This window comes from Pseudomonas sp. H3_C08 (assembly GCF_054669455.1).
The window spans coordinates 4,427,192-4,450,057 of record NZ_CP162803.1; the positions used below are offsets into that span (position 1 = coordinate 4,427,192).

The 22,866-nt window shown below is 60.0% G+C and carries 17 protein-coding genes; 11 read left to right on the top strand and 6 right to left on the bottom strand.

Annotated features, from left to right (window positions below; translation table 11 throughout):
* Nucleotides 1-772: 772 nt before the first annotated feature.
* Entirely contained in the window at nt 773-2,686 is a 1,914-nt protein-coding gene (locus tag AB4N74_RS20230; RefSeq protein WP_257356255.1) for a sigma-54-dependent Fis family transcriptional regulator, read from the bottom strand.
* Between the two features lie 301 nt (nt 2,687-2,987).
* Here AB4N74_RS20230 and exaC point away from each other — a divergent pair, with 301 nt between their 5' ends.
* From exaC to AB4N74_RS20285, 11 genes are all read left to right on the top strand, one after another.
* The gene (gene exaC / locus AB4N74_RS20235) at nt 2,988-4,508 is read left to right on the top strand and encodes an acetaldehyde dehydrogenase ExaC (protein ID WP_016984137.1); all 1,521 of its coding nucleotides are present in this window, start codon (nt 2,988-2,990) and stop codon (nt 4,506-4,508) included.
* A 280-nt stretch (nt 4,509-4,788) separates the two neighbouring features.
* Nucleotides 4,789-6,159 (top strand): ethanolamine permease, encoded by a 1,371-nt coding sequence (gene eat / locus AB4N74_RS20240; RefSeq protein ID WP_099757281.1) that lies wholly within the window; start codon nt 4,789-4,791, stop codon nt 6,157-6,159.
* Nucleotides 6,160-6,343: 184 nt separating this feature from the next.
* Nucleotides 6,344-7,738: an ethanolamine ammonia-lyase subunit EutB gene (locus AB4N74_RS20245; RefSeq protein WP_099757283.1), complete on the top strand. Its 1,395-nt coding sequence runs from the start codon at nt 6,344-6,346 to the stop codon at nt 7,736-7,738.
* The gene (gene eutC / locus AB4N74_RS20250) at nt 7,735-8,568 is read left to right on the top strand and encodes an ethanolamine ammonia-lyase subunit EutC (RefSeq protein ID WP_371914441.1); all 834 of its coding nucleotides are present in this window, start codon (nt 7,735-7,737) and stop codon (nt 8,566-8,568) included. Before AB4N74_RS20245 ends, eutC begins: the two co-directional genes overlap by 4 nt.
* A 115-nt stretch (nt 8,569-8,683) precedes the next feature.
* Nucleotides 8,684-9,145 (top strand): GNAT family N-acetyltransferase, encoded by a 462-nt coding sequence (locus AB4N74_RS20255; protein WP_007910890.1) that lies wholly within the window; start codon nt 8,684-8,686, stop codon nt 9,143-9,145.
* A gap of 230 nt (nt 9,146-9,375) precedes the next feature.
* Nucleotides 9,376-10,026 carry a DedA family protein gene (locus tag AB4N74_RS20260; protein WP_064118832.1) on the top strand — a complete coding sequence of 217 codons (651 nt, stop codon included), beginning with the start codon at nt 9,376-9,378 and terminating at the stop codon, nt 10,024-10,026.
* Nucleotides 10,027-10,030: 4 nt separating this feature from the next.
* Entirely contained in the window at nt 10,031-10,843 is an 813-nt protein-coding gene (locus AB4N74_RS20265; RefSeq protein WP_460097041.1) for a M90 family metallopeptidase, read from the top strand.
* A 112-nt stretch (nt 10,844-10,955) separates the two neighbouring features.
* Nucleotides 10,956-11,483, top strand: a complete 528-nt coding sequence (gene ppa / locus AB4N74_RS20270) for an inorganic diphosphatase (protein WP_003205933.1) — start codon at nt 10,956-10,958, stop codon at nt 11,481-11,483.
* A gap of 223 nt (nt 11,484-11,706) precedes the next feature.
* Entirely contained in the window at nt 11,707-12,453 is a 747-nt protein-coding gene (locus AB4N74_RS20275) for a S24 family peptidase (RefSeq protein ID WP_186621772.1), read from the top strand.
* 430 nt (nt 12,454-12,883) lie between these two features.
* Nucleotides 12,884-13,123, top strand: a complete 240-nt coding sequence (locus AB4N74_RS20280; protein ID WP_016984130.1) for a type II toxin-antitoxin system RelB/DinJ family antitoxin — start codon at nt 12,884-12,886, stop codon at nt 13,121-13,123.
* The gene (locus tag AB4N74_RS20285; protein ID WP_016984129.1) at nt 13,113-13,409 is read left to right on the top strand and encodes a type II toxin-antitoxin system RelE family toxin; all 297 of its coding nucleotides are present in this window, start codon (nt 13,113-13,115) and stop codon (nt 13,407-13,409) included. The genes AB4N74_RS20280 and AB4N74_RS20285 overlap by 11 nt, the downstream gene beginning before the upstream one ends.
* A 54-nt stretch (nt 13,410-13,463) precedes the next feature.
* On the opposite strand, the gene AB4N74_RS20290 is transcribed toward AB4N74_RS20285, so the two are convergent.
* Genes AB4N74_RS20290 through AB4N74_RS20310 form a run of 5 tightly spaced genes read right to left on the bottom strand, consistent with a single transcriptional unit; the run spans nt 13,464 to nt 22,819 of the window.
* Nucleotides 13,464-14,276, bottom strand: a complete 813-nt coding sequence (locus AB4N74_RS20290; RefSeq protein WP_460097044.1) for a YfaP family protein — start codon at nt 14,274-14,276, stop codon at nt 13,464-13,466.
* Nucleotides 14,277-14,279: 3 nt separating this feature from the next.
* The gene (locus AB4N74_RS20295) at nt 14,280-15,899 is read right to left on the bottom strand and encodes a DUF2300 domain-containing protein (RefSeq protein ID WP_460097045.1); all 1,620 of its coding nucleotides are present in this window, start codon (nt 15,897-15,899) and stop codon (nt 14,280-14,282) included.
* 1 nt (nt 15,900) lies between these two features.
* Nucleotides 15,901-20,475, bottom strand: coding sequence for an alpha-2-macroglobulin family protein (locus tag AB4N74_RS20300; protein ID WP_460097046.1), 4,575 nt, complete (start codon nt 20,473-20,475; stop codon nt 15,901-15,903).
* Nucleotides 20,472-21,122: a DUF1175 domain-containing protein gene (locus AB4N74_RS20305; RefSeq protein ID WP_460097047.1), complete on the bottom strand. Its 651-nt coding sequence runs from the start codon at nt 21,120-21,122 to the stop codon at nt 20,472-20,474. The genes AB4N74_RS20300 and AB4N74_RS20305 overlap by 4 nt, the downstream gene beginning before the upstream one ends.
* Entirely contained in the window at nt 21,107-22,819 is a 1,713-nt protein-coding gene (locus AB4N74_RS20310) for a DUF2138 domain-containing protein (RefSeq protein ID WP_460097049.1), read from the bottom strand. The genes AB4N74_RS20305 and AB4N74_RS20310 overlap by 16 nt, the downstream gene beginning before the upstream one ends.
* Between the last annotated feature and the right edge of the window lie 47 nt (nt 22,820-22,866).

Sequence of the window (22,866 nt, forward strand, 5' to 3'; positions counted from 1 at the left end):
TCGTAAAACATGGCCGCAGGTTAGCGTAGGGAGGGGGAAATCGCACTCTTTAGGTGAGGGGCGGGACTGGTTGACCTCAGCATCTCGGTTCGGCTGCTGATTGTCGCCCCTCACCCCAGCCCTCTCCCGAGGGAGAGGGAGCCGATCTCGGTCGCTTTCAAATCTTGAGTTCGGCTCAATATTTCAGATCGGCGTAAATCGCCAGAACACCTCGATCAGCCCCCTTTCCCCCAAGTAGAAAGAGCCAATCTCGGTCGCTTTCAAATCCTGAGTTCGGCTCAATATTTCAGGTCGGCGTAGATCGCCAAAACACCTCGATCAGTCACCTTTCCCCCTGGGAGAGGGAGCCGATCTTGGCTGCCTTCAAATCCTGAGTTCGGCTCGATATTTCAGGTCGGCGTAAATCGCCAAAACACCTCGATCAGTCACCTTTACCCCAGGGAGAGGGAGCCGATCTCGGTCGCTTTCAAATCCTGAGTCCGGCTCGATATTTCAGGTCGGCGTAAATCGCCAAAACACCTCGATCAGTCACCTTTCCCCAGGGAGAGGGAGCCGATCTCGGTCGCTTTCAAATCCTGAGTTCGGCTCAATATTTCAGGTCGGCGTAAATCGCCAAAACACCTCGATCAGTCACCTTTCCCCTCGGGAGAGGGAGCCGATCTTGGTTGCCTTCAAATCCTGAGTTCGGCTCAATATTTCAGGTCGGCGTAGATCAGTAGACCGACTCGGTCAGTCCCCTCTCCCTCCGGGAGAGGGCTAGGGTGAGGGCCTTCTAACTGACCCGCCGCTCAATCCCATGCTTACGCAGCTTCCTGTAAAGAGTGTTGCGGCTGACACCCAGTTGCTGAGCCGTTTGGGTCATGTGCCAGCGGGTTTGCTCCAGCGTATTGAGCAGAGCCAACCGTTCGGCGTCTTCCAGCGGATGATCGGACTCCTTAACCGCTAATACTGCCGGACTCCCCTGCCGAATCATCACCGGTAAATCCTCAACCCCGATCCGCCCTTCATCACACAACGCCGCCAGCGTACGCAGCACATTGCGCAACTGCCGCACATTCCCCGGCCACTTGAAGGCCAGCAAAGCCTGTCGCGCCGGCTCTTCGATCAGGATCGCTTCAGCGCCCGCCTCTTCAGCCAGCAGAAAATCCAGCAACTGCGATTTATCACTGCGCTCGCGCAAAGCCGGCAACGCCACTTCCAGGCCGTTGAGCCGATAATACAAATCCTCGCGGAAGCTGCCATCCGCAACCCGATCCAGCAGATGGCGGTGGGTGGCGCTGATGATCCGCACGTTGACCGCTTCCGGTTCGCCGCCAATCGGCACCACCTGCCGATCCTCCAGCACCCGCAACAACCGAGTCTGCAAGGCCAGTGGCATATCGCCGATTTCATCGAGGAACAACGTGCCGCCGTCGGCCTGTTGCAACTTGCCACGCATGCCGTCCTTGCGCGCACCGGTGAAGCTGCCCCCGCGATAGCCGAACAGTTCGCTCTCGATCAGGCTCTCGGGAATGGCCGCGCAATTAAGGGCAACGAAAGCTTTGCTCGAGCGTTGACTGGCCTGATGCACGGCCTTGGCGAAGGCTTCTTTGCCGGAGCCGGTTTCGCCGTTGATCAACAGTGGTACGTCGCGCTCGAAGACGCGCAAGGCTTTTCGGAAGTCAGCCTGCAACGCCTCATCACCGAGACAGATACCCGACAAGCGCGGCGCCTCAGCCACTACCGGCGTCGATAGCATCGGTACAGGTTTGCGCGATTCCCCGCGCAACACAGCAAACAAATGTCGCCCGTCACAGGTGCGCAGTGGCCAACTGGCACTGGCATTGGCACTCGCGCGGCCAAGCAACTCATTCAGTGAACAATCGAAAAACGCCTCCACCGGTTTACCCAGCAAACCACCGCGAATATGCCCGAGCAAATTCAGTGCACTCTGATTCACCGCGCTGATCCGCCCTTCCCCGTCAAACGCCAACAAGCCTTCGCTGAACAACCCGACCGATTCGGCCTGCAGATGAAAACGCAACAACCATTGGTTATCGAAACAACGCAGGAAGTAGCAACTCTCGATCATCTTCGCCGAGAGGTTGACCAGCGCCATGGTATGAAACTGGCTCTGCCGCGAGACATCGTGACGCGCTGAAGACACGTCGAGCACCGCCAACAGTTCACCGTGCGGGTCGAACACCGGGCTCGCCGAACAGGTCAGGCCGGTGTGACGGCCGCGGAAGTGTTCGTCCTGATGGATGGTCAGGGCCTGACGCTCGACCAAGCAGGTGCCGATGCCGTTGGTGCCTTCGCAGGCCTCGCTCCAGTCAGCACCAAGCCACAGCCCGGCGCGTTCGAAGATCTTGCGTTCGGCCGGCGCGGTGACGCAGTTGAGGATCACCCCGCGCGCGTCGGTCAGCAGCACCGCGTGGCCAGCGCCGGAGAGTTGTTGATGCAGGCTGCTCATTTCATTGCCGGCGATCTGCAGCACTTGTTGCAGGCGTTCGCGGCTTTCCAGTACGCGTCCGTGTTCAAGCACGGTCGGCGCCATGCTTAGCGCCGGGTCGAGGTGATAGTCCTCAAGACAGCGCAGCCATGAACGGGCAATCGACGGATCGGCGCCGGGCCCGTGCAGGTGCGGTTTGCCCTGGGTCACGGTGAGAACCTGTTGGGCATGGCGACTCAAATGATTGTCGTGCATTTCTTATTGTTCTCCCCGAGGCTCGACGGCCCAATGCTGAGGTGATGCCCAGCATCCTCCAGCCATCGACGCATTGCAATGCTGGCAAGACTGCCCGGTCACTGGCTGTGCCAAAAGCGGTACAAGCTGTCACCCCCGCTGTACCGAAACCGTCACAGGTGCCATCCGCCCGTCCGACAAAAACCTGCCAAACCCTTGATTTACCTGCCCTGCAAGGCAGTGGCCCGACCTTTGCTCTACGCTTATAGCAAGCGCACTTGCGCGTTTCTCTAATAAGTACAAAGCCAAGGAGAACATCATCATGCGTTACGCTCACCCCGGTACTGAAGGCGCCAAAGTCTCGTTCAAAGCCAAGTACGGTAACTACATCGGCGGCGAGTTCGTCGCGCCTGTCAAAGGTCAGTACTTCACCAACACCTCGCCAGTCAATGGCCAACCGATTGCCGAATTTCCCCGTTCCACTGCCGAAGACATCGACAAGGCACTGGACGCCGCCCACGCCGCTGCCGACGCGTGGGGCGCGACCTCCGTGCAGGCGCGCTCGCTGATCCTGCTGAAAATCGCCGACCGCATCGAACAGAATCTCGAACTGCTGGCGATCACCGAAACCTGGGACAACGGCAAAGCCATTCGCGAAACCCTCAACGCCGACATCCCGCTGGCCGCTGACCATTTCCGCTACTTCGCTGGCTGCCTGCGCGCCCAGGAAGGCAGCGCTGCCGAAATCGACGGCAACACCGTGGCCTATCACATTCACGAACCGCTGGGCGTGGTCGGCCAGATCATCCCGTGGAACTTCCCGATCCTGATGGCCGCGTGGAAACTCGCGCCAGCGTTGGCCGCCGGCAACTGCGTGGTGCTCAAACCGGCCGAGCAAACCCCGCTGGGCATTACCGTGTTGCTGGAACTGATCGGTGATCTGCTGCCGCCGGGCGTGCTGAACATTGTTCAAGGCTATGGCAAAGAAGCCGGCGAAGCGCTGGCCACCAGCAAACGCATCGCCAAGATCGCCTTCACCGGCTCGACCCCGGTCGGCTCGCACATCATGAAGTGCGCCGCCGAAAACATCATTCCGTCGACCGTGGAACTGGGCGGCAAGTCGCCGAACATCTTCTTCGAAGACATCATGCAGGCCGAGCCGACCTTCATTGAGAAAGCCGCTGAAGGTCTGGTGCTGGCGTTCTTCAACCAGGGCGAGGTCTGCACCTGCCCATCGCGCGCGCTGGTACAGGAATCGATCTACGACGAGTTCATGGCTGTCGTGATGAAGAAAGTCCTGCAAATCAAACGCGGTGATCCGCTGGACACCGACACCATGGTCGGCGCGCAGGCGTCCGAGCAGCAATTCGACAAAATCCTTTCGTACCTTGAAATCGCCAAGGGCGAAGGCGCCGAGTTGCTGACTGGCGGCAAGGTGGAAAAACTCGAAGGCAATCTGTCGACCGGCTATTACATCCAGCCGACCCTGCTCAAGGGCACCAATAAAATGCGCGTGTTCCAGGAAGAAATCTTCGGCCCGGTGGTGAGCATCACCACGTTCAAGGACGAAGCCGAAGCCCTGGCGATCGCCAACGACACCGAGTTCGGCCTCGGCGCCGGTCTGTGGACTCGCGACATCAACCGCGCCTACCGTATGGGCCGGGCGATCAAGGCCGGCCGCGTATGGACCAACTGCTACCACCTGTACCCGGCACACGCCGCGTTCGGCGGGTACAAGAAGTCCGGCGTCGGCCGTGAAACCCACAAGATGATGCTCGATCACTATCAGCAGACGAAAAACCTGCTGGTGAGCTACGACATCAATCCGTTGGGCTTCTTCTAAAAACCCGGGGCAACACTGATGTTTCAGTGTTGCCCTATCGACCGCTATCGCGAGCAGGCTCACTCCTACAATTGCACCGTATTCCTCCTGTAGGAGTGAGCCTGCTCGCGATTGGCGTCCTCAATGACACAACACAAGGCCTGGCCGCTCTGGCACGGCCCTTGCGTACCCGTCATTCAGGTTTCGCACTAAAACTGCCGCTGCGTGAACAGCACTCATCCACCCAACTACTGCACCCGAAAGTCCAACAGATCGAACAATAAAAAAACAGAGAGGACTTATGACTTCCACCACACAGCTCAAACCCACACTCGGCACCCTGCATCTGTGGGGCATTGCCGTCGGCCTGGTGATTTCCGGCGAATACTTCGGCTGGAGTTACGGCTGGGGCACCGCAGGCACCCTCGGATTTCTGGTCACGGCGCTGATGGTCGCGACCATGTACACCTGCTTCATCTTCAGCTTTACCGAATTGACCACCGCCATCCCACACGCCGGGGGGCCGTTTGCCTACAGCCGTCGGGCGTTCGGCGAAAAAGGCGGATTGATCGCAGGCATCGCCACGCTGATCGAGTTCGTCTTCGCGCCACCGGCGATTGCCATGGCCATCGGCGCTTACCTGAATGTGCAATATCCGGAACTTGATCCGAAGATCGCCGCCGTCGGCGCGTATTTCGTCTTCATGACGTTGAACATCCTCGGCGTCAGCATCGCGGCGACCTTTGAGCTGGTAGTCACCGTGCTCGCCGTCGCCGAGTTGCTGGTGTTCATGGGCGTGGTCGCGCCGGGCTTCAGCTTCAGTAACTTCGTGCTGAATGGCTGGTCGGGCGCCAACGAATTCACCCTGGGCTCAATTCCGGGAATATTCGCAGCGATACCGTTTGCAATCTGGTTCTTCCTCGCCATCGAAGGTGCGGCCATGGCGGCCGAAGAGGCGAAAGACCCGAAACGCACGATTCCCAAGGCCTATGTCAGCGGCATTCTGACCCTGGTGTTCCTCGCCATCGGTGTGATGGTCATGGCTGGCGGTGTCGGCGACTGGCGCCAACTGTCGAACATCAACGATCCGCTGCCGCAAGCGATGAAAGCCGTGGTCGGTAATAACTCGTCGTGGATGCATATGCTGGTGTGGATCGGTCTGTTCGGGCTGGTGGCGAGTTTCCACGGGATCATCCTCGGCTACTCGCGGCAGTTCTTCGCCCTCGCCCGCGCCGGTTATCTGCCTAAAGGCCTGGCCAAGCTCTCGCGATTCCAGACGCCACATCGGGCAATTCTGGCCGGTGGCGTGATCGGCATCGCGGCGATTTACAGCGACGGCCTGGTCAATCTGCAAGGCATGACCCTGACGGCGGCGATGATCACCATGTCGGTGTTCGGGGCGATCGTGATGTACATCATCAGCATGCTCAGCCTGTTCAGACTGCGTAAGACCGAACCGAATCTGGAGCGCACCTTCCGCGCCCCGGGCTATCCGGTGGTACCGGCGATTGCGCTGTTTCTGGCGGTGGTGTGCCTGATCGCGATGGCGTGGTTCAACACGCTGATCGGTTGTGTGTTCCTCGGTTTCATGGCCGCCGGTTACCTGTATTTCCAGCTGACCGCCAAGCAGCGCTCCGAAGCGCCGGCAGACGCTATGCTCGAAGGTATCTAGTTGCACCGGCACCGGGCCAAATACCTGGTGCCCGCATTATTGAAGTGCATACAACACCTGTAGGAGTGAGCCTGCTCGCGATCGCATCGACGCGGTATGACTGTTGTACCGAGTTGCCTGCATCGCGAGCAGGCTCACTCCTACACAAAAGCAGATTGCAGTAATTACTGGAGGACAACGCCCCATGGCCGCATTCGCCCATTCCGTCGGCGCCCAGACCTATCGCTTCGACAGCCTCAAGGACGTCATGGCCAAGGCTAGCCCGGCGCGTTCCGGGGACTTTCTTGCCGGCGTCGCCGCACTTAACGACGGCGAGCGGGTGGCTGCGCAAATGGCGCTGGCCGACATCCCGCTCAGGCATTTCCTGCAAGAGGCGCTGATTCCTTATGAGTCCGATGAAGTCACCCGACTGATCATCGACACCCACGACAAGCAGGCCTTCGCGGTCGTCAGCCACCTTACCGTCGGTGGTTTCCGCGACTGGCTGCTCAGCGACGCCGCCGACGAAACCAGTCTGCGTAACCTCGCCCCGGGCCTGACCCCGGAAATGGTCGCCGCCGTGTCGAAGATCATGCGCGTGCAGGATCTGGTGCTGGTGGCGCAAAAGATTCGTGTCGTCACCAAATTTCGCGGCACCCTCGGACTGCGCGGACGTTTGTCGACGCGCCTGCAACCCAATCATCCGACCGACGAACCGTCCGGCATCGCCGCGAGCATTCTCGACGGTCTGCTCTACGGCAACGGCGACGCGATGATCGGCATCAACCCGGCCACCGACAGCATCGCCTCGATCTGCGCGATGCTGGAAATGCTCGACGCGATCATCCAGCGCTACGACATCCCGACCCAAGCCTGCGTGCTGACCCACGTCACCACCTCCATCGAGGCGATCAACCGCGGCGTGCCGCTGGACCTCGTGTTCCAGTCGATTGCCGGCACCGAAGCGGCCAACGCCAGTTTCGGCATCAACCTGAATGTCTTGCAGGAAGGCTACGACGCCGGCCTGAGCCTGAATCGCGGCACCCTCGGGCAAAACCTGATGTATTTCGAAACCGGTCAGGGCAGCGCCCTCTCGGCCAACGCCCACCACGGTGTCGACCAACAGACCTGCGAAACCCGGGCCTACGCGGTGGCCCGACATTTCAAACCGTTTCTGGTGAACACCGTCGTAGGATTTATCGGCCCGGAGTACCTGTACAACGGCAAACAGATCATCCGCGCCGGCCTCGAAGACCATTTCTGCGGCAAGTTGCTCGGCGTGCCGATGGGTTGCGATATCTGCTACACCAACCACGCCGAAGCCGATCAGGACGACATGGACACCCTGCTGACCCTCTTGGGTGTCGCCGGGATCAACTTCATCATGGGCATCCCCGGCTCCGACGACATCATGCTCAACTACCAGACCACCTCGTTCCACGACGCCCTCTACGCCCGCCAGACCCTGGGCCTGAAACCGGCGCCGGAGTTTGAGCAGTGGCTGGCGAACATGGGAATCTTCACCCAAGCGGACGGCAAGGTTCGCTTCGGTAACAACTTGCCGCCGGCCTTCCGCCAGGCGCTGGCGCAACTGGGATGAGTCACATGGAAAAACCGCCCGTGGACCCGCAAAACCCTTGGCTGGAACTGCGCCGCCTGACCCCGGCACGGATCGCCCTCGGCCGTACCGGCACCAGTCTGCCGACCAGCGCGCAACTGGATTTTCAGTTTGCCCACGCGCAGGCACGCGATGCCGTGCACTTGCCATTCGATCACGCCGGGCTCAGCGCGCAATTGACTGAACGCGGACGCGAAAGCCTGCTGCTGCACAGCGCCGCTACGGATCGAAACAGTTATCTGCAACGCCCGGATCTGGGGCGCAAGCTCAGCGATGAATCGGCGCAGGCCTTGCGTGAATACGCTGCGGCGCATCCGGGTGGTGTCGATCTGGCGATTGTCGTGGCCGACGGCCTGTCGGCACTGGCGGTTCATCGGCATACCCTGCCGTTTCTGACCCGACTGGAGGAGCAAATGAGCGCTGACGGCTGGTCGATGGCGCCCGTTATCCTGATGGAACAGGGTCGCGTTGCCGTCGGTGATGAAATCGGCCAATTGCTCGGTGCAAAAATGCTGGTGATGCTGATTGGCGAGCGCCCGGGCCTCAGCTCACCGGACAGTCTCGGTTTATATTTCACCTACAATCCAAAAATCGGCCTGACCGACGCCTACCGCAACTGCATCTCCAATGTGCGGCTCGAAGGCTTGAGCTACGGCATGGCGGCGCATCGCTTGCTCTATTTGATGCGCGAAGCCTGTCGGCGGCAGCTGTCAGGGGTCAACCTGAAGGACGAAGCACAGGTTCAGACGCTGGAATCGGACGCCGGTGTAGACATGAAAGGTAATTTCCTACTCGATCCGCCCACAACCTGAACCGTTTCCGCATTGCGTTTCTGCGCCGGTTTCAGGCAGGATCGATGCACGGCCGCACGGGTTTCCCATCGCCGTCAGAGCAGTTGAAGACAGCCACTTGAAGACGAGACCTATCATGCGGATTATTCAAGCGACCCTCGAACATCTGGATTTGTTGACTCCGTTGTTCGTCAAATATCGCGAGTTCTACGGTTCCCTGCCTTACCCGGATTCCTCCCGTGCGTTCCTTGAAAAGCGTCTGCGCCGCAAGGAATCGGTGATCTACCTGGCCCTGGCCGACGATGACGACAAGAAGCTGATGGGCTTTTGTCAGCTCTATCCGAGCTTCTCCTCGTTGTCGCTCAAACGCGTGTGGATCCTCAACGACATCTATGTCGCCGAAGACGCGCGCCGGCAACTGGTCGCTGACAACCTGATCCGCACTGCGAAGAAAATGGCCAAGGAAACCCAAGCCGTGCGCATGCGTGTCTCCACCAGCAGCAACAATGAAGTCGCGCAGAAAACCTACGAGTCCATCGGGTTCAAGGAAGACACCGAGTTCAAGAACTACGTGTTGCCGATCAGCGAAGAGCTTTGACCGCGCATGCAGCCTGTGATGAGGGAGCCTGCTCCCTCAGCCACGTTGAATACATCCTGACAATTGCTCACACCCCGACATCCCCCGCGACAAAACCAACGCGCTTTTCATCTTTCAGACCGTATAATCCCGAGCTTTCCGGCTTGTAAGAAAAACTACACCCCGCTGTAGGCTTACACCCGAATCATCCGCACAGGCCTGTAGAGTCAGGCCGTCATACAGGTGCCCCCATGGATTTCAACCCGCTCGACCTTATCCTGCATCTCGATGTGTACCTCGATTTGCTGGTGAACAACTATGGTCCATGGATCTACGCCATCCTGTTTCTGGTGATTTTCTGTGAAACCGGGCTGGTGGTGATGCCATTCCTTCCGGGTGATTCGTTGCTGTTCATTGCCGGTGCCGTGGCCGCTGGCGGTGGCATGGATCCGGTGCTGCTGGGCGGCCTGCTGATGCTCGCGGCCATACTGGGCGACAGTACCAACTACGTGATCGGACGAACGGCGGGCGAGAAGTTGTTCAGCAACCCGAACTCGAAAATATTCCGTCGCGATTACCTGCAACAAACTCACGACTTCTACGACAAGCACGGTGGCAAAACCGTGACCCTGGCGCGTTTTCTGCCGATCATCCGCACCTTTGCACCCTTCGTCGCTGGTGTAGCGAAGATGCCCTACCCGCGTTTTTTCGGTTTTAGCGTGTTCGGTACGGTGTTGTGGGTTGGCGGTCTGGTGACATTGGGCTACTTCTTCGGCAACGTGCCGTTCATCAAGAAAAACCTGTCGTTGCTGGTCGTCGGCATCATTCTACTGTCGCTGGTACCGATGATTATCGGTGTGGTTCGCAGCCGCTTCGGCGGCACCAAAGCCCAATCGCACTAAGCCGATGTGGTCGCTGAGCGCCTGGCGTCGCCGGCGCACTCTGACAAAGCACCCGATTGCCGACGACATGTGGCAACGGGTGCGCCATCACCTGAGCTTCCTTGACGGCATCAGCGCAGCCGAAGACCAGTGGCTGCGCGAAGCCTGCGTGCTGTTCCTTGCAGACAAACACCTGAGCACCCTGCCCGGCGTCGAACTGCATCAGGAACAACGCCTGTTGCTCGCCGCCCAGGCGCAGCTGCCGCTGCTCAATCTCGGCGATCTGAACTGGTATCAGGGTTTTCATGAAATCGTCCTCTACCCGGACGATTTCCTCAGCCCGCAACGTCATCGTGACGCCAGCGGTGTCGAGCATGAGTGGGACGGCGAACACAGCGGCGAAGCCTGGCAGCAAGGGCCGATCATTCTTGCCTGGCCGGGTGTGATGGCCAGTGGTGGCTGGGAAGGCTACAACCTGGTGATCCACGAACTGGCGCACAAACTCGACATGCTCAACGGCGACGCCAATGGTCTGCCGCCGCTGCATGCCGACATGCGTGTCAGCGACTGGGCCGACGTCATGCAAAAGGCTTACGACGACCTCAACCGTCAGCTCGACCATGATCCTGACGCCGAAACCGCCATTGATCCCTACGCCGCCGAAAACCCCGCCGAGTTCTTTGCGGTCACCAGCGAGTACTTCTTCAGCGCCCCGGATCTGCTGCACGAGGCTTATCCACAGGTCTATGCGCAGTTGCAGCTTTTCTACCGGCAGGACCCGCTGGGCAGGTTGCGGCAACTTCAGGCCACAGACCCGGTCTATCAGGCGCACGACTAAGGTCTGCACGACTTTCGGTACATGGCGTCGACGGCAGAATATGCCTATAATCGCCGCCACTTTTTGGTCAATCCGGCCAAGTGTTTTTGGTCAACTACGGGGGCAACGCCCAATGAGCTACAGCAAGATTCCGGCTGGCAAAGACCTGCCGAACGACATCTACGTCGCGATCGAGATCCCGGCCAACCACGCGCCGATCAAATACGAAATCGACAAAGACAGCGATTGCCTGTTCGTTGACCGTTTCATGGCCACCCCAATGTTCTACCCGGCCAACTACGGTTACATCCCGAACACCCTGGCTGACGACGGTGATCCGCTCGACGTACTGGTTGTGACCCCTTACCCGGTTGCCCCAGGTTCGGTAATCCGCGCGCGTCCAGTCGGCATCCTGAACATGACCGACGACGGCGGCGGCGATGCCAAAGTCATCGCAGTACCACACGACAAGCTGTCCCAGCTGTACGTCGATGTGAAGGAATACACCGACCTGCCGCCACTGCTGATCCAGCAGATCGAGCACTTCTTCGCGAACTACAAAGATCTCGAAAAAGGCAAATGGGTCAAGATCGAAGGCTGGGCCGGTGCAGACGCCGCCCGCGAAGCGATCACCAAGTCGGTTGCCGCCTACAAAGGCTAAGCAGTTGCGCTACGCGTGAGGCTTGAAGAAAACCCCGGTTGATCCGGGGTTTTTTGTGCTCGGGAAAAGCCGCCTTAAACAGAGTGTTTATGACGGACTACAGAAAAGTTTTATCTTGTGTAATTTCCCACAAGAACGTCTTACATCCCGTCGCAAAATTCAGCCCGTTTTTGAACGCCCGGTTTATTCAAACCGCTCTGGCACGGCCGTAGACTCCGTGTTTATGAGAAAGAACACTAGCGGTCCAAGATTCAAGGCACTCCTGGAAGCTGCGAACATCTCGACGACGGGTTTCGCAAAGTTCTGGGGCACGGAAGCCCAAAATGTCCACAACTGGTACACCCGGGGCGTCCCGGCGTATCGCATGGAAGAAGTCTCACGCCTGCTGTCCGTCAACAGCGAATGGCTGAAAACCGGACAAGGCACAAAAGAGCTGCCAAGCCTGACTCCGCCAGCCAGCAATGGCGACAGCTTTGACGCTCAGGATCCCCAGGGGTCCTATCGATTCATCCATCCCAACGACATCGAACTGGCCTTCTTCAAAGAAACACCCCTGACCAACGGCTCCGACAAAAACCACGTCATTCAGGACCCGGACCTGTCCATCCGCCTGCTACGCGCACAGCTTGATCAACTGGAAATCCGCCCCGCCGACGCCATCTGCGCGCACATGATCGGCAACAGCATGGCTGAACGCATCGAAGACGGCTCCGTCGTCGCCATCGACCGCAGCCTGACCCAGGTCGTCGACGGTGAGATCTACGCCATCGAACACGACGGCATGCTGCGCATCAAATACCTGCACCGCATGCCCGGCAACGGCCTGCGCCTGCGTAGCCACAACAACGCCGAATACCCGGACGAAGTCTTCCGCCCGGCACAGATCGAGGAGCAAAGGATTCATATATTGGGCTGGGTGTTCTGGTGGTCGACCGTGAGCAAGCGGCGGCCGGTGGTGCCGTTTCTATGATCTCACGGCCTGCAAAGCCTCCTGTAGGAGTGAGCCTGCTCGCGATGAGGCCCTGATAATCGGTACAAATCTCGAATTTGTTCGACTGCGGTTGCTCTAAACCGCACTTCAGGCTGGGAATCCACAACAAAACTCAGTATCCTGCGCCCCACATTTGCGCATCGACCCGCCCCGCGGCTCAGACAGCGCCCGACGCGGCAGACCAACGTCTGACCAAGTCCCACAGCCGGACGCAGATCCGGATGTACGTTTTGAAGGCTGGCAAGGCTTACCAAAAATAGGCCAAGCCAGTCCCCGAGAAGCCGGCCACAAGCCGGCTTTTTAATGCCTGAAATAAACCCGGCCTACCGTCTGAAACATAAATTCGCGCTTGTCGAACAGAAGAGCCTCTTGGTACCGTAACGACAAACGTCATTACAGGTATTTCATCATGGCCTCCATCAACATTCGCATCGACGATGATCTGAAGCAGCGCTCCTTCGCCGAACTGGAAAAGCTGGGAGTAACTCCCTCAGAGCTTTTGCGTCAGACACTCCAATACGTCGCCGAGCGAGGCAAGCTACCCTTCAAAGCAGCATTGCTCAGCGAGGAAGATGAAGTACTCATAGCCGTAGTCACCGAACGCCTCGCGGCACCTCAACGAGTCAAGGTAAGTCTGGATGACCTATAACCTTGAATTTGATCGTCGTGCTTTAAAGGAGTGGAACAAACTCGGCGATACGGTTCGCCACCAGTTCAAGAAGAAGCTCACAGAGGTATTGGAGAATCCTCGAATAGAAGCCAATCGACTTCGCGAGCTCCCGGATTGCTACAAAGTGAAGCTGAAAAGCGCTGGCTATCGCCTGATCTATCAGGTCCTTGATCAAGAGATTGTGGTGTTTGTAATCGCAATCGGGAAGCGAGAGAGAGAAGCTGCTTACGAGGTTGCGCAGGACCGTCTTTCGCTCCTGCCCTGAGTCGGTCCAATGTCTGCGACCTGAAATTGGGCAGCAACCCGCAGCCCAATTCCCTCACGGATAACTGAACGCCTTAACCAACGTCAACTCCCCCACCGCCCGCATCGGGATCAAAAACGTCTCCATCTTCTCGCTCGGCGTACCCTCTTCAGTAATCACCGTCACCTGCGCCGTGGTCAGTGCCTGTACCGCTTCATCCCCGCCCTCGTCATCCCCGCGATACCCACCGCCGTAATAATTCACATACACCAGATACTGCCCCTTGATCGGCGCCGGCATGGCGAAGATTTCCGGGCCATAACCGGTGGTGACGTCAACGTCGAGTGCGGCGCCGTTGGCGGCGCTGCGGTTGCCGTACCAAATGTGCGCGCCGTCAGGGGTGATCAGGTGCAGGTCGAGGTCGGTGCCGTCGCTGTCCCACGCCAGCAGTACGCGCAGTTTTGCCGGGGTGGCGCCGCCGCTGGTATTGAGGAATTGCGTGCGGTGGCGTTGCTGGCCGTCGGGACTGCGTACTTCGACGCTGTTGCTACCGTTGGGGAAGGAGAACGGGCGGTCGAAGCGGCCGCTGTCGTCGATTTTCAGCGGCATGTTCACGCCGTTGACGATCAGGCGGCCGGGTTCGTTGTCCTTCCGCGCAGCTTTGATCTCGCCGCTGATGCGGGCAGTGTTGGCCTGGCCGACCGGGGTGTTGACCGATGAGGCCGGGTAATTGACGGTCTGGCGGAAGCTTTCACCCTCGCCTTCGGGGGCGCCGCTGCGCCAGCCGCCGATCGGGGTGTCGAGTTTGACGCCGTCGGCAGCGATGGCTGGCGAGAGCGCAGTCAAGGTGCAGAGCAGCAGCAAGACCTGTGGATAACGGAGTGTCATGGTCTATTCCAGCAAAAGGTGACGGGCGAGCCCTTCGATGTAGGTTTCATCCTGGCCGTTGGGGTGTGCTTCAAAGGCCAGGTGCAGATATTCGTGGGTCAGGTCGAGGCGATCCTGCAGGGTCAGTACGCCACGCACGTAGATACGTTGGCGTTCGCGGTCGACGAAGGGCCTGCCGAACGCCAGTTTGCACACGGCGAATGTGCTGACTTCGTTGTAGCCGGTTTCGCTTTCCAGCTTCGGGCGCCAGCCGCGTCGCTGTTTCTGCAGCCAGTCTTGCGCGGCGGGCAGTGCCTCACAGGAGGCGACCGGATTGTCCCAGCGACTGAGGCTGGCGCGCGGATAGGCGTGCAGGAGGATCGCGTCGTAGCGCTGACCGGCGTTGGCCTGCTCGACGGCTTGTTGCCAGGCGAGTTTGTCCGGGCCGGGTTGATCGGAGTGATAGGTGACGGTGCTACCGGCCAGTACCAGATCCGCCGTCCACGCCGCGATGTTGCGTGACTCGGCCGAGGCTGGACGCGGGGCGACGCGTTGGCGATTGCTGCTGTCGTCGATGTTCAGGCAATCGCCGTTGCGCGTGGCGTTTTGCAGCAGATAGGTGCGGATTGCCACGGCCAGCGCTTTGGCCGCTTCGGCGGGTTCGGGTTTGGCTTCGCGCTCAAGGACGCGAGCTACATATTCTTCGCGATCAAGCCTGGCGACCAGTTTGTCGTTGAGCAGAAACAGTTCGCCGTCACTGTGGATATCCAGCGCGTTGCCATTGGCGAATTCGACGCGGTAATCGCCCTGCAACGGGCCGGACGTCACCACCCGCTCACCAGCCAAAACCCGCGTGAGCGGATAGCGCGAGAACAACCCGACTTCAACACAGCGCCCGGCTTCTGCCGGCCATGCGGCGGGCAACACCGTCGCCAGTGCCTGCCCGTAATGGCGCAAAACCATCTGACTGGTACCACGCCCACCCGCCCAGAGCGGAGATCCGTCCGCGGTCCAACCGGCGAAACCACCCTGGCGCGACTGCGGATCCTGATCGCCAAGCCAGCTCCAGGTTTTCACCCGCAAACGCCCGCCCAGTTCGCCGACGACATTACCGTCCGCCGCATTCAGCACCACATCGAGCAGCACTCGACGCGCTTGATCCTGCGCCGGCAAAGCAGCCAAGACCTTCAACAACTCAATCACGGAAACCCGTTGAGCCGGCTGTACCGACGGCAAATCCAGCAGCCACGATGGCGCCCGCCGCGCCTGCCAATACGTGCGCCAATCGGCAGAAGAAAGCCCCAATCGCGCAGGCTCAAAGTACAACCCGCAGGATTTCACCAACGCCTGATCACGCTCGATCCTGCTGCCCGCCGAGCAGCAATAAACCTCTTCCTTCGACTGTCCGCGACATTCATAAGCAGGCTCACGCGCACCGCTATCGACCAGCCATGCGTATACGAACAATTTCCACAGACTGCCCAACGGGGTATCGAGCGTCGGCGGCAAGGGCTCGCGGGCGATCAGTTGTGTCTGATTCAGCGACAACAACTCGCCCTTATAGGCCACGCGCAGCGGCTCATCCTGCGCCGTCGCCAGCGCAGGTATCACACACATCAGCAGCCACAGCAGCGGCCGGCTCATGTCAGTTGACCGTGACCTGACCAAGGGCGGCTTTCGCTTCCTGGGCCTGATGCTGCGGCGCGTAGACTTGCTTGAAGCGCACCGGCGGCAGGTTGAACTGGCCCTTCTGCGAGAAGCGCACCAGATGGCGCAGGCGCAACTCACCACTCAACGCATCGACCGGCACCGCGTACGCCAGTTGACCCGGTTCGAAGCGCGCCTTCTCCAGCGCGGTCGGCTCGGTGCCGTCCTTGCCCTGCAACTTGATGCCCCAGGTGGTGCGCTCGACATCGGCGCCCGGTGGTAGCGGCACTTCGAGCATGCCGTAGCGCAGCGGTTTCGGCGCTTTGCTGGTGAGGATCACTTCGTCCAGATACAGGCTGTCGCTGGACAGCGGCTTGCTGCCGATCGGCTCCAGTTTGAAGGTGAACGCTTCGTCGCCCGGCACCAGTCGCGACAGGCGACGGGTGATGGTCACGGCCATCGGATCGACTGCCGCTTGCTGGGTCTGGAAACTCAACGCCGCGCGCAGCGGACGCTCCTGCGTACCGGACACCGACAACACGCTCGGCACTGGCGTCGCGCCCTGCCACGTCCAGTACATCTCGCCGCTGGCTCCGTAGTTCTTCTTCCAGCCTTGACCCGGCGTCAGTGCAATGGTCGGCGACGCCTGGGCGATGTTGCGTTGCAGCCAGGTTAGCGCCAGCGCACGTTCGAGGGTCGATTGCTGCGGCAGCAAACGTTGCAACAACGCCGTAGCACGCGCCTGATCGAACGCTTGCAGCGACAGGTTCAGCGCCTCGGCGAACGGCTGCGAACTGACCGCCAGACGCTGTTGCGCAGCCCCCACCTGACGATTGAACGTTTCCGGCAAGGCAACCTTCGACTGCGTGGCCAACGCAGCGGTCAACACCCGCGCCGCCGCCAGACCGAGCGCCGAATCCGGGTCGCTCATCACCAGACTGTCTTCGCCGTCGTCCATCAGGGTTTCGGCGTTGCCTTCACCGGCCTTGGCCAGATCCTCCATCAAGCCGCTGAGCAAGGTGTTCACCGGCAAATGCATCTGCTTGGCGAACGACAGAATCAGCGCGCGCTGCAGCAACGGTGTGTTCGGCGCTTGCTTGGCGTAGACCTCCAGCACTCGCTGCCAATGTTCCGGCGGCAAGGTCAATTCCAGCACCTGGCTAGCGTTCCAGTCGGCGTAGTAAGCGTAAGCCGTGAGGAACGCATCCGGCTCACCGTCGTAGCCCCACCAGGTGAAGCTCGCCGACGGCCCGGCCATTTGCACCAGACGCAGACGGCTGTTCTGCATGATCAGGCGCAAGCGATCACGAATCTGCGGATTCGATGCCAGCGATGGATAGGCAATGCTCAACGGCAGCAAACGGCTGGCAGTCTGCTCAACGCCGCCGTACGGATAGCTGAGCAGATCATCGAGTGCCGAGCGGAACAACGCTTGCGGGCTGTCATCCAGACGCAGGCGAATATCGGTGGCGTCGGCCGGCAGACTCAACGGTGTGTCACCGCTGGCCACGTCGAGGCTTTGAGTCTGAGTGACTTGCCAGCCGTCACCGGTCGCACTCAGGCGCACGGCGAGAGAGTCGGCGGTCTTGCCGTCCTGCACCAACTCCGCCGTCCATTCGCCGGAAGCCAATGAGAACGCCGGCAGCGGCAGATAATTGATGCCGTTGTTCAGGGTCACAGGCAGACGCTGTTCGGCGCCCGCATAGTGAGTCACCAGTTCAGCCTTGACCGGTTTCTCGGCCTGACTGAACGCAAACACGCCAAGTTGCGGCTGATCACCCTTGCGGAATTTGCTCGGCCCGCTCCACTTCAGGTACAGCGGTTTTTCCGAACGCACGAACTGCTTCTTCTGCCCGACCTGACCATCATCGGCAATTGCCCGCGCGGTGATGCGCCAGCGGGTCAGCGAGTCCGGCATCTTGAAGGTGAAACGGGTTTTGCCGTCGGCCCCGGTCAACAACTCTGGCTGCCACGCAGCGGTATCGACGTCCTCACGACGCGGCCGCTCCAGCACTTTCACCCCGCGCTCGCTGCGGTTGGCTTTGCCCGGTGCGCCGGGGCTGCCCGGCAACGCGACGTCGTAACTGATGAACGACAGGCTGGCACTGGTGCGCACGTTGTTACGGCGCGGGTGATAGAAGAACTGGTCGATGGTCGGCGCGACTTCCGGTTGCAGTGCGTAGACCATTTCGTCGACAACACTGACGGTCAGATGCGCCGGAACCGCTTTGCCGGCGAACTGGGTGGTCAGATCAACCGTGACCGTGTCGCCCGGCAGGTACACCGCTTTGTCGGTGCTGATCGCCACGTCGATTTGCGGCGCAACCACTTTGATCCCGGCGTTCTGGAAGCTGTACTGACCGCCCTTGGTGTAGAGCACGGAGAAGGTCAGGTTCGGTGCAAAGTTGTCCTTCACCGGAATGCGCGCGCGGTATTGGGTGTCGCTGAGTTTTTCCAGTTTCAACCAGTCGCCGCCCTTGGCCAGCAGCGCGGTGGCTTCGACCTTGTCGCGTTCCAGCGAGAGCAACGCATCACTGACCGGCTCCGGGAAAGTGATCAGCGCCAGCGCTTCATCGCCGGCCTTGTACTCAGGCTTGTCGAGGACGATTTCCACAGTGCCCGGTACCGCTTTGACGCCGTCGCCAGTGACCGAATGCCCCGTGGCACCGAGGACGCGACCGTGTTGATCTTTCAAGGTCAGGTTGTAAGTGCCCGGGCGTTCGAAGGCCATGCTAAAGCCCTTGTCAGTCGCCGCGAGCTTGCCTTCACCGGTGCTCTGGTCTTCCAGACGTACCCAGCCATAGGTGCTCGGCGTCACCGCTTTGCTTTGCTCGGTGCCGCCCTCGTTGGCGTAGCTGAATGCGACTTTGTCGCCGACCGCGCTGAAGCGTTGCGGCGCACTCAGACGGAAGCTCGCCGCGCCACGGTCGATAAGGATTTCCTTGGTGGTCTTGACCCGATACGCCGCGCCATCGCTGGCGAGCACGGTGAGCATGTAGCGGCTCGGCTTGTCGGCGGCCGGCAGGTCGAGGCTCGCATTGCCTTTGCTGTCGGTGGTCAGTTCGGTGCTGGTCAGCTCCACCGGGAATTGCCCGAGGTATTGCAGCTCGTTGTCGACCATCGACAGTTGCTGGGCGCGCAGGCTCAGGGTCAACTTGGCGTTAGCTACCGGTTTGCCGTCCGGGTACAGCAACAGCAGACTGCCTTTGACCGGCTCGCCAGTGCGGTAATCCTGCTTGGCCAGATTCAGCGAAATCTCGAAGTGCGGCTTGATGTACTCGGCCACGCGGAAAGCGCTGCTGTAAGCCTGGTCCTTATAGTTGAAACGGATCTCGTAACCACCGGCCACAGCGTTGTCCGGCAACTGGAAGCGGCCCTGAGTGCCGGCCTTCGAATCGAGCTTCAGGTCGAGGTGTTGCAACTCAGTGCCTGTGGCGTCAAGCACGCTGACCGTGACATCTGCAGCACCCGGCAACACCGAGTCCCGCGCATTCTTGAACTCACGACCAACGATTTTCAGCGACACCCAATCACCTGGGCGATACAGCGGCCGGTCGGTGAACGCGTAGAGTTTGGTGTCGTAGATTTCGCTGTCGTAATAGAAGTTCTCGGAGACGAACACCCCGCCCTCTTCGTCCTCGCCGATGACGAACGAACGCTCCGGGCTGACGTGTTTCAGGCGCAGCAAACCGTCAGTATCGGTGGCACCGCTGCTCATCACGCCGAGGCCGTCGGTCCACAGCACATTGACCTTGGGTACCGAACTGCCTTCGTGTTTGCGCGCGGCCCAGACCAGCAATTCATCACCGGCAATCTTGCTCACCGCGACGGTGTTGGAGACGAACACCATGGTGGTTGCGCGGTACTTGCCGATCAGCGCTTCGACCAGGTACAGACCCGGCTTCAGATTGCCCAACGGGATATAAACGTTACCCGGCGCGACGCTGACGAAATCGCTCGAAGACCCGGCCAGATTGACCCCTTCCGGCGGCTGAATCGGCTTGGCCTGCCACAACGGATAACGGAACTGGCTGACCACCGGCAGACCCGGAATCAGCGCAAATTGCGGCTGCGCGTCGTACGGCGTCGGCGCTGCGATGGCGTTGCCCATCTTCAGTTCCGGCACTTCTTCGGTGACCTGTTTGCGCGATTCATAAGAGAACGCGCGCTGCATCACCCGCCGGGATTTGCGGTACCAGTTGTCCCACAGATACGCGAGGGTGTTGGACAGGCCTTCACCCTTGAACTGGCCGTCGCTGACCACGCGGTGCAGGTTCTTCTGGCGCTTGAGGAAATCCAGCGGTTTGTCGATCCGGTACACACGAATGTCGGCGCCGCCGTACGGTTCCATGCGGAAGCGACGGTAATCACGGCCCGGCGCTTCGAGGCGCACCATCGCCTGTTCATCAGCAGCAAAACTGCTGTCGGCGAGCAGGAAAAAGCTTTCACCCGAGACCGGCGTGTAGCCGCTCGGCTCGACCGAATCTTCGGCGCTGACGGTAGCCACTGGCAGCAACAGCGCCAGCAGCAAAGGAATTCGGGAGCAGAGTCGCAACATGCGGGCACCGGTCATTGGGAGAGAAAGTTCAGTCGATAGACGCCGATGAAGTTGGGGTTGGCTGCGTCGGGTATCCATCGGGTGTCCTTCCATGTCATGAGTTGCTGCAGGCTTGCCGAACGCATGCCGTTGTCAGTGGGGGTGGTGGTGCCGGTGTGATAGGCGATGTAGCGGCCCATCCAGATCATCAGGTGCTGGTCGTCGCCCTGATCGAAAAACATCAAATCACCGGGCCGTGCCTGCGAGACGTCACGGCTGACCAGATGACTATTGAACTGAATCAGTTTGATCGCGTTGACGTACGGCCCGACCTTGCCGCCGCCCTGCTGCCATTGCTGGGCGAGCTTGCGTTGCTCATCGGTGAGCGACAGCTCCGGCGGCAGATAACGATTGGACAGGCCGTTGCTGCGCAGCCATTTGTCGTCGTGGACTTTCAGCGCTTCGTTGGCGGCAAAACGCACCAGCCCGGCACAGTCCTGCTGATACCAGCGCGGACTTGGGCCTTGGCTCAACTGCTCTTGAGCGATGCGCACGAACCAGGCGCGAAACACCTGGGATTGCGCCGGGTCCAGCGCTGGCGTTTCAACGGCTCGGGCACCCGCACTCAATAGCAGCGCAAGCAGGCCGAGGCTACGGATCAGTGTCGTCACAGCGCTTTCCATTCCAGCGGCAGCCACTGCCAGTGGCCGTCAGGCTCGCTGCCTTCAGGCAAAGTCAGGGCATATTTGCCGTAGCCGCCAAGGGTGCGCAGTTTCGGGATCAGGTAGGTTTGCGCGGCGTTGTAAAACACCGGCTCCATGTCCTGCGGCAGGCTGTCGAGGGTTTCCTGCTGCATCAGTTGCGCGATCGAATCCGGGCCGAAGTAGATCGGCATCAGCACATCTTTCGGCAGCACGTCGGCCATTGGCGGGAAGCGCTTATCGAGGGTGCCGAGGGCCTTGTCGACGAGTTTGTCGTCGAGGGAAAACAGCAGCGTCGAGCCGTGACGGGCAAGACTGACTTTCATGAATGCCTTGCCGGAAATCGCGTCCGGGTTTTCCGCAGTCTTCGCCGCGTAGGGGCCGAAATTGGAACTGACCTGACGCTGCCAGACGTGGTTCTGACCTTCCTGCTTCTCGACCACCGGGAACACGTTTTCTTCGACGTTGGCTTCGAATGCACCGACCATCGAACCGAACAGTTTGCCAAGATCACCGTCGAGTTTGCTGCTGTCCTCGTCTTTCAAACTGGCCACCAACAATGGCGTGTACAACCGCGAATCGGCGTACCAGCACAGGCCTGCCGCGCCGGCCACGTGTTCGGTGAGAGTTTGCGCCACGGTTTCTTCAGCGCCGAGTTTCACCAGCAATGGTTTTTGCGGTTCGGCCGCGACCGGAAGGGTCACGCAGGCACTGGCGCCCAGCGGCATTGCTTGCCAGACCGGTTTGAAATCGAAGTCGGGCTGGTTGTCCAGTTCGTCCATGGCGAGGTAGCTGTGCCAGCCCTTGTCATCCATGTCGAAGCGCAGCCCGGCGAAGTTCGGGATGAAACGTTGATAACCCATGGCCAGAACGCTGGAGTTGACCGACAGGCGTTGCTTGGTTTCCGGAGTTTTCGCCGGCAGGCCGAACGCTTCGGGGAACAGTTTTTCGCCATTGAGCAGCGCCGCCAGCGCTTGTGGCGAGACATGGCCGGATTCCTCGGAGGCGCCGCTTTCCGGGTCGTAATACTTGGCCGGGTTGGACAGCACCACCAGTTTGTCGCCGTGGGAGGCGAACAACAGGGCTTTGCTGGCGTTATAGGTCAGTTGATACAGCGGCACAGTGTCGCCGCCGACCTTGAGTTCGCTCATCTGACTGAGCTGCGTGTCATCCAGCGCGACTTTCGCCAAGGGCTCGAGCAGTTTCGCCAGCCCACCACGATCCATCACCAAAAGGAAATCCTTCAAGCGCCCATCCGCGCCACGCCACAACGCAACGTCGGCCGGTTGATCGAAAAGCTGCTCGATCAGGCTGTCCTGCAACTTCAGATCATGCTCGTAAATGATCCGGCGCAGACTGCCGATCAAGCCGAGGCGATCAGCATGGGTCTCGTAATAAAAGACGAAATCTTCGGTCAGCGTGGCCTTGAGGAACGGCACCGTCAGCAAGTCCTTGGGCAACTGACTCAGCGAGCGGGTTTCCAGCAACGCATCCGGGCGGCTGAGGCCGAGCTTGTCACTGGCCAATTCCGCCGGCGGCGCCTTGGGCTTGAGCAGCAGCCAGCCAAAACCACCCGCTACACCGGCCACCAGGCACAACCCGGCCAGCAGCAAGGGCCAGCGCCGCGAAGGTTTGGCCGCTGGCGTGTCGGCAGCCGAAGTAACAGTGTTATCGCTCATCTTTTCGCTCATTTCCCAAAGCTCAGGATTTCATCCGTGGCGGAATG

Coding starts and splice junctions, on each gene's coding strand:
- AB4N74_RS20230 (WP_257356255.1), bottom strand. CDS start 2,686: ATGCACGACAATCATTTGAGTCGCCATGCCCAACAGGTTCTCACCGTG.
- exaC (WP_016984137.1), top strand. CDS start 2,988: ATGCGTTACGCTCACCCCGGTACTGAAGGCGCCAAAGTCTCGTTCAAA.
- eat (WP_099757281.1), top strand. CDS start 4,789: ATGACTTCCACCACACAGCTCAAACCCACACTCGGCACCCTGCATCTG.
- AB4N74_RS20245 (WP_099757283.1), top strand. CDS start 6,344: ATGGCCGCATTCGCCCATTCCGTCGGCGCCCAGACCTATCGCTTCGAC.
- eutC (WP_371914441.1), top strand. CDS start 7,735: ATGAGTCACATGGAAAAACCGCCCGTGGACCCGCAAAACCCTTGGCTG.
- AB4N74_RS20255 (WP_007910890.1), top strand. CDS start 8,684: ATGCGGATTATTCAAGCGACCCTCGAACATCTGGATTTGTTGACTCCG.
- AB4N74_RS20260 (WP_064118832.1), top strand. CDS start 9,376: ATGGATTTCAACCCGCTCGACCTTATCCTGCATCTCGATGTGTACCTC.
- AB4N74_RS20265 (WP_460097041.1), top strand. CDS start 10,031: ATGTGGTCGCTGAGCGCCTGGCGTCGCCGGCGCACTCTGACAAAGCAC.
- ppa (WP_003205933.1), top strand. CDS start 10,956: ATGAGCTACAGCAAGATTCCGGCTGGCAAAGACCTGCCGAACGACATC.
- AB4N74_RS20275 (WP_186621772.1), top strand. CDS start 11,707: ATGAGAAAGAACACTAGCGGTCCAAGATTCAAGGCACTCCTGGAAGCT.
- AB4N74_RS20280 (WP_016984130.1), top strand. CDS start 12,884: ATGGCCTCCATCAACATTCGCATCGACGATGATCTGAAGCAGCGCTCC.
- AB4N74_RS20285 (WP_016984129.1), top strand. CDS start 13,113: ATGACCTATAACCTTGAATTTGATCGTCGTGCTTTAAAGGAGTGGAAC.
- AB4N74_RS20290 (WP_460097044.1), bottom strand. CDS start 14,276: ATGACACTCCGTTATCCACAGGTCTTGCTGCTGCTCTGCACCTTGACT.
- AB4N74_RS20295 (WP_460097045.1), bottom strand. CDS start 15,899: ATGAGCCGGCCGCTGCTGTGGCTGCTGATGTGTGTGATACCTGCGCTG.
- AB4N74_RS20300 (WP_460097046.1), bottom strand. CDS start 20,475: ATGACCGGTGCCCGCATGTTGCGACTCTGCTCCCGAATTCCTTTGCTG.
- AB4N74_RS20305 (WP_460097047.1), bottom strand. CDS start 21,122: ATGGAAAGCGCTGTGACGACACTGATCCGTAGCCTCGGCCTGCTTGCG.
- AB4N74_RS20310 (WP_460097049.1), bottom strand. CDS start 22,819: ATGAGCGATAACACTGTTACTTCGGCTGCCGACACGCCAGCGGCCAAA.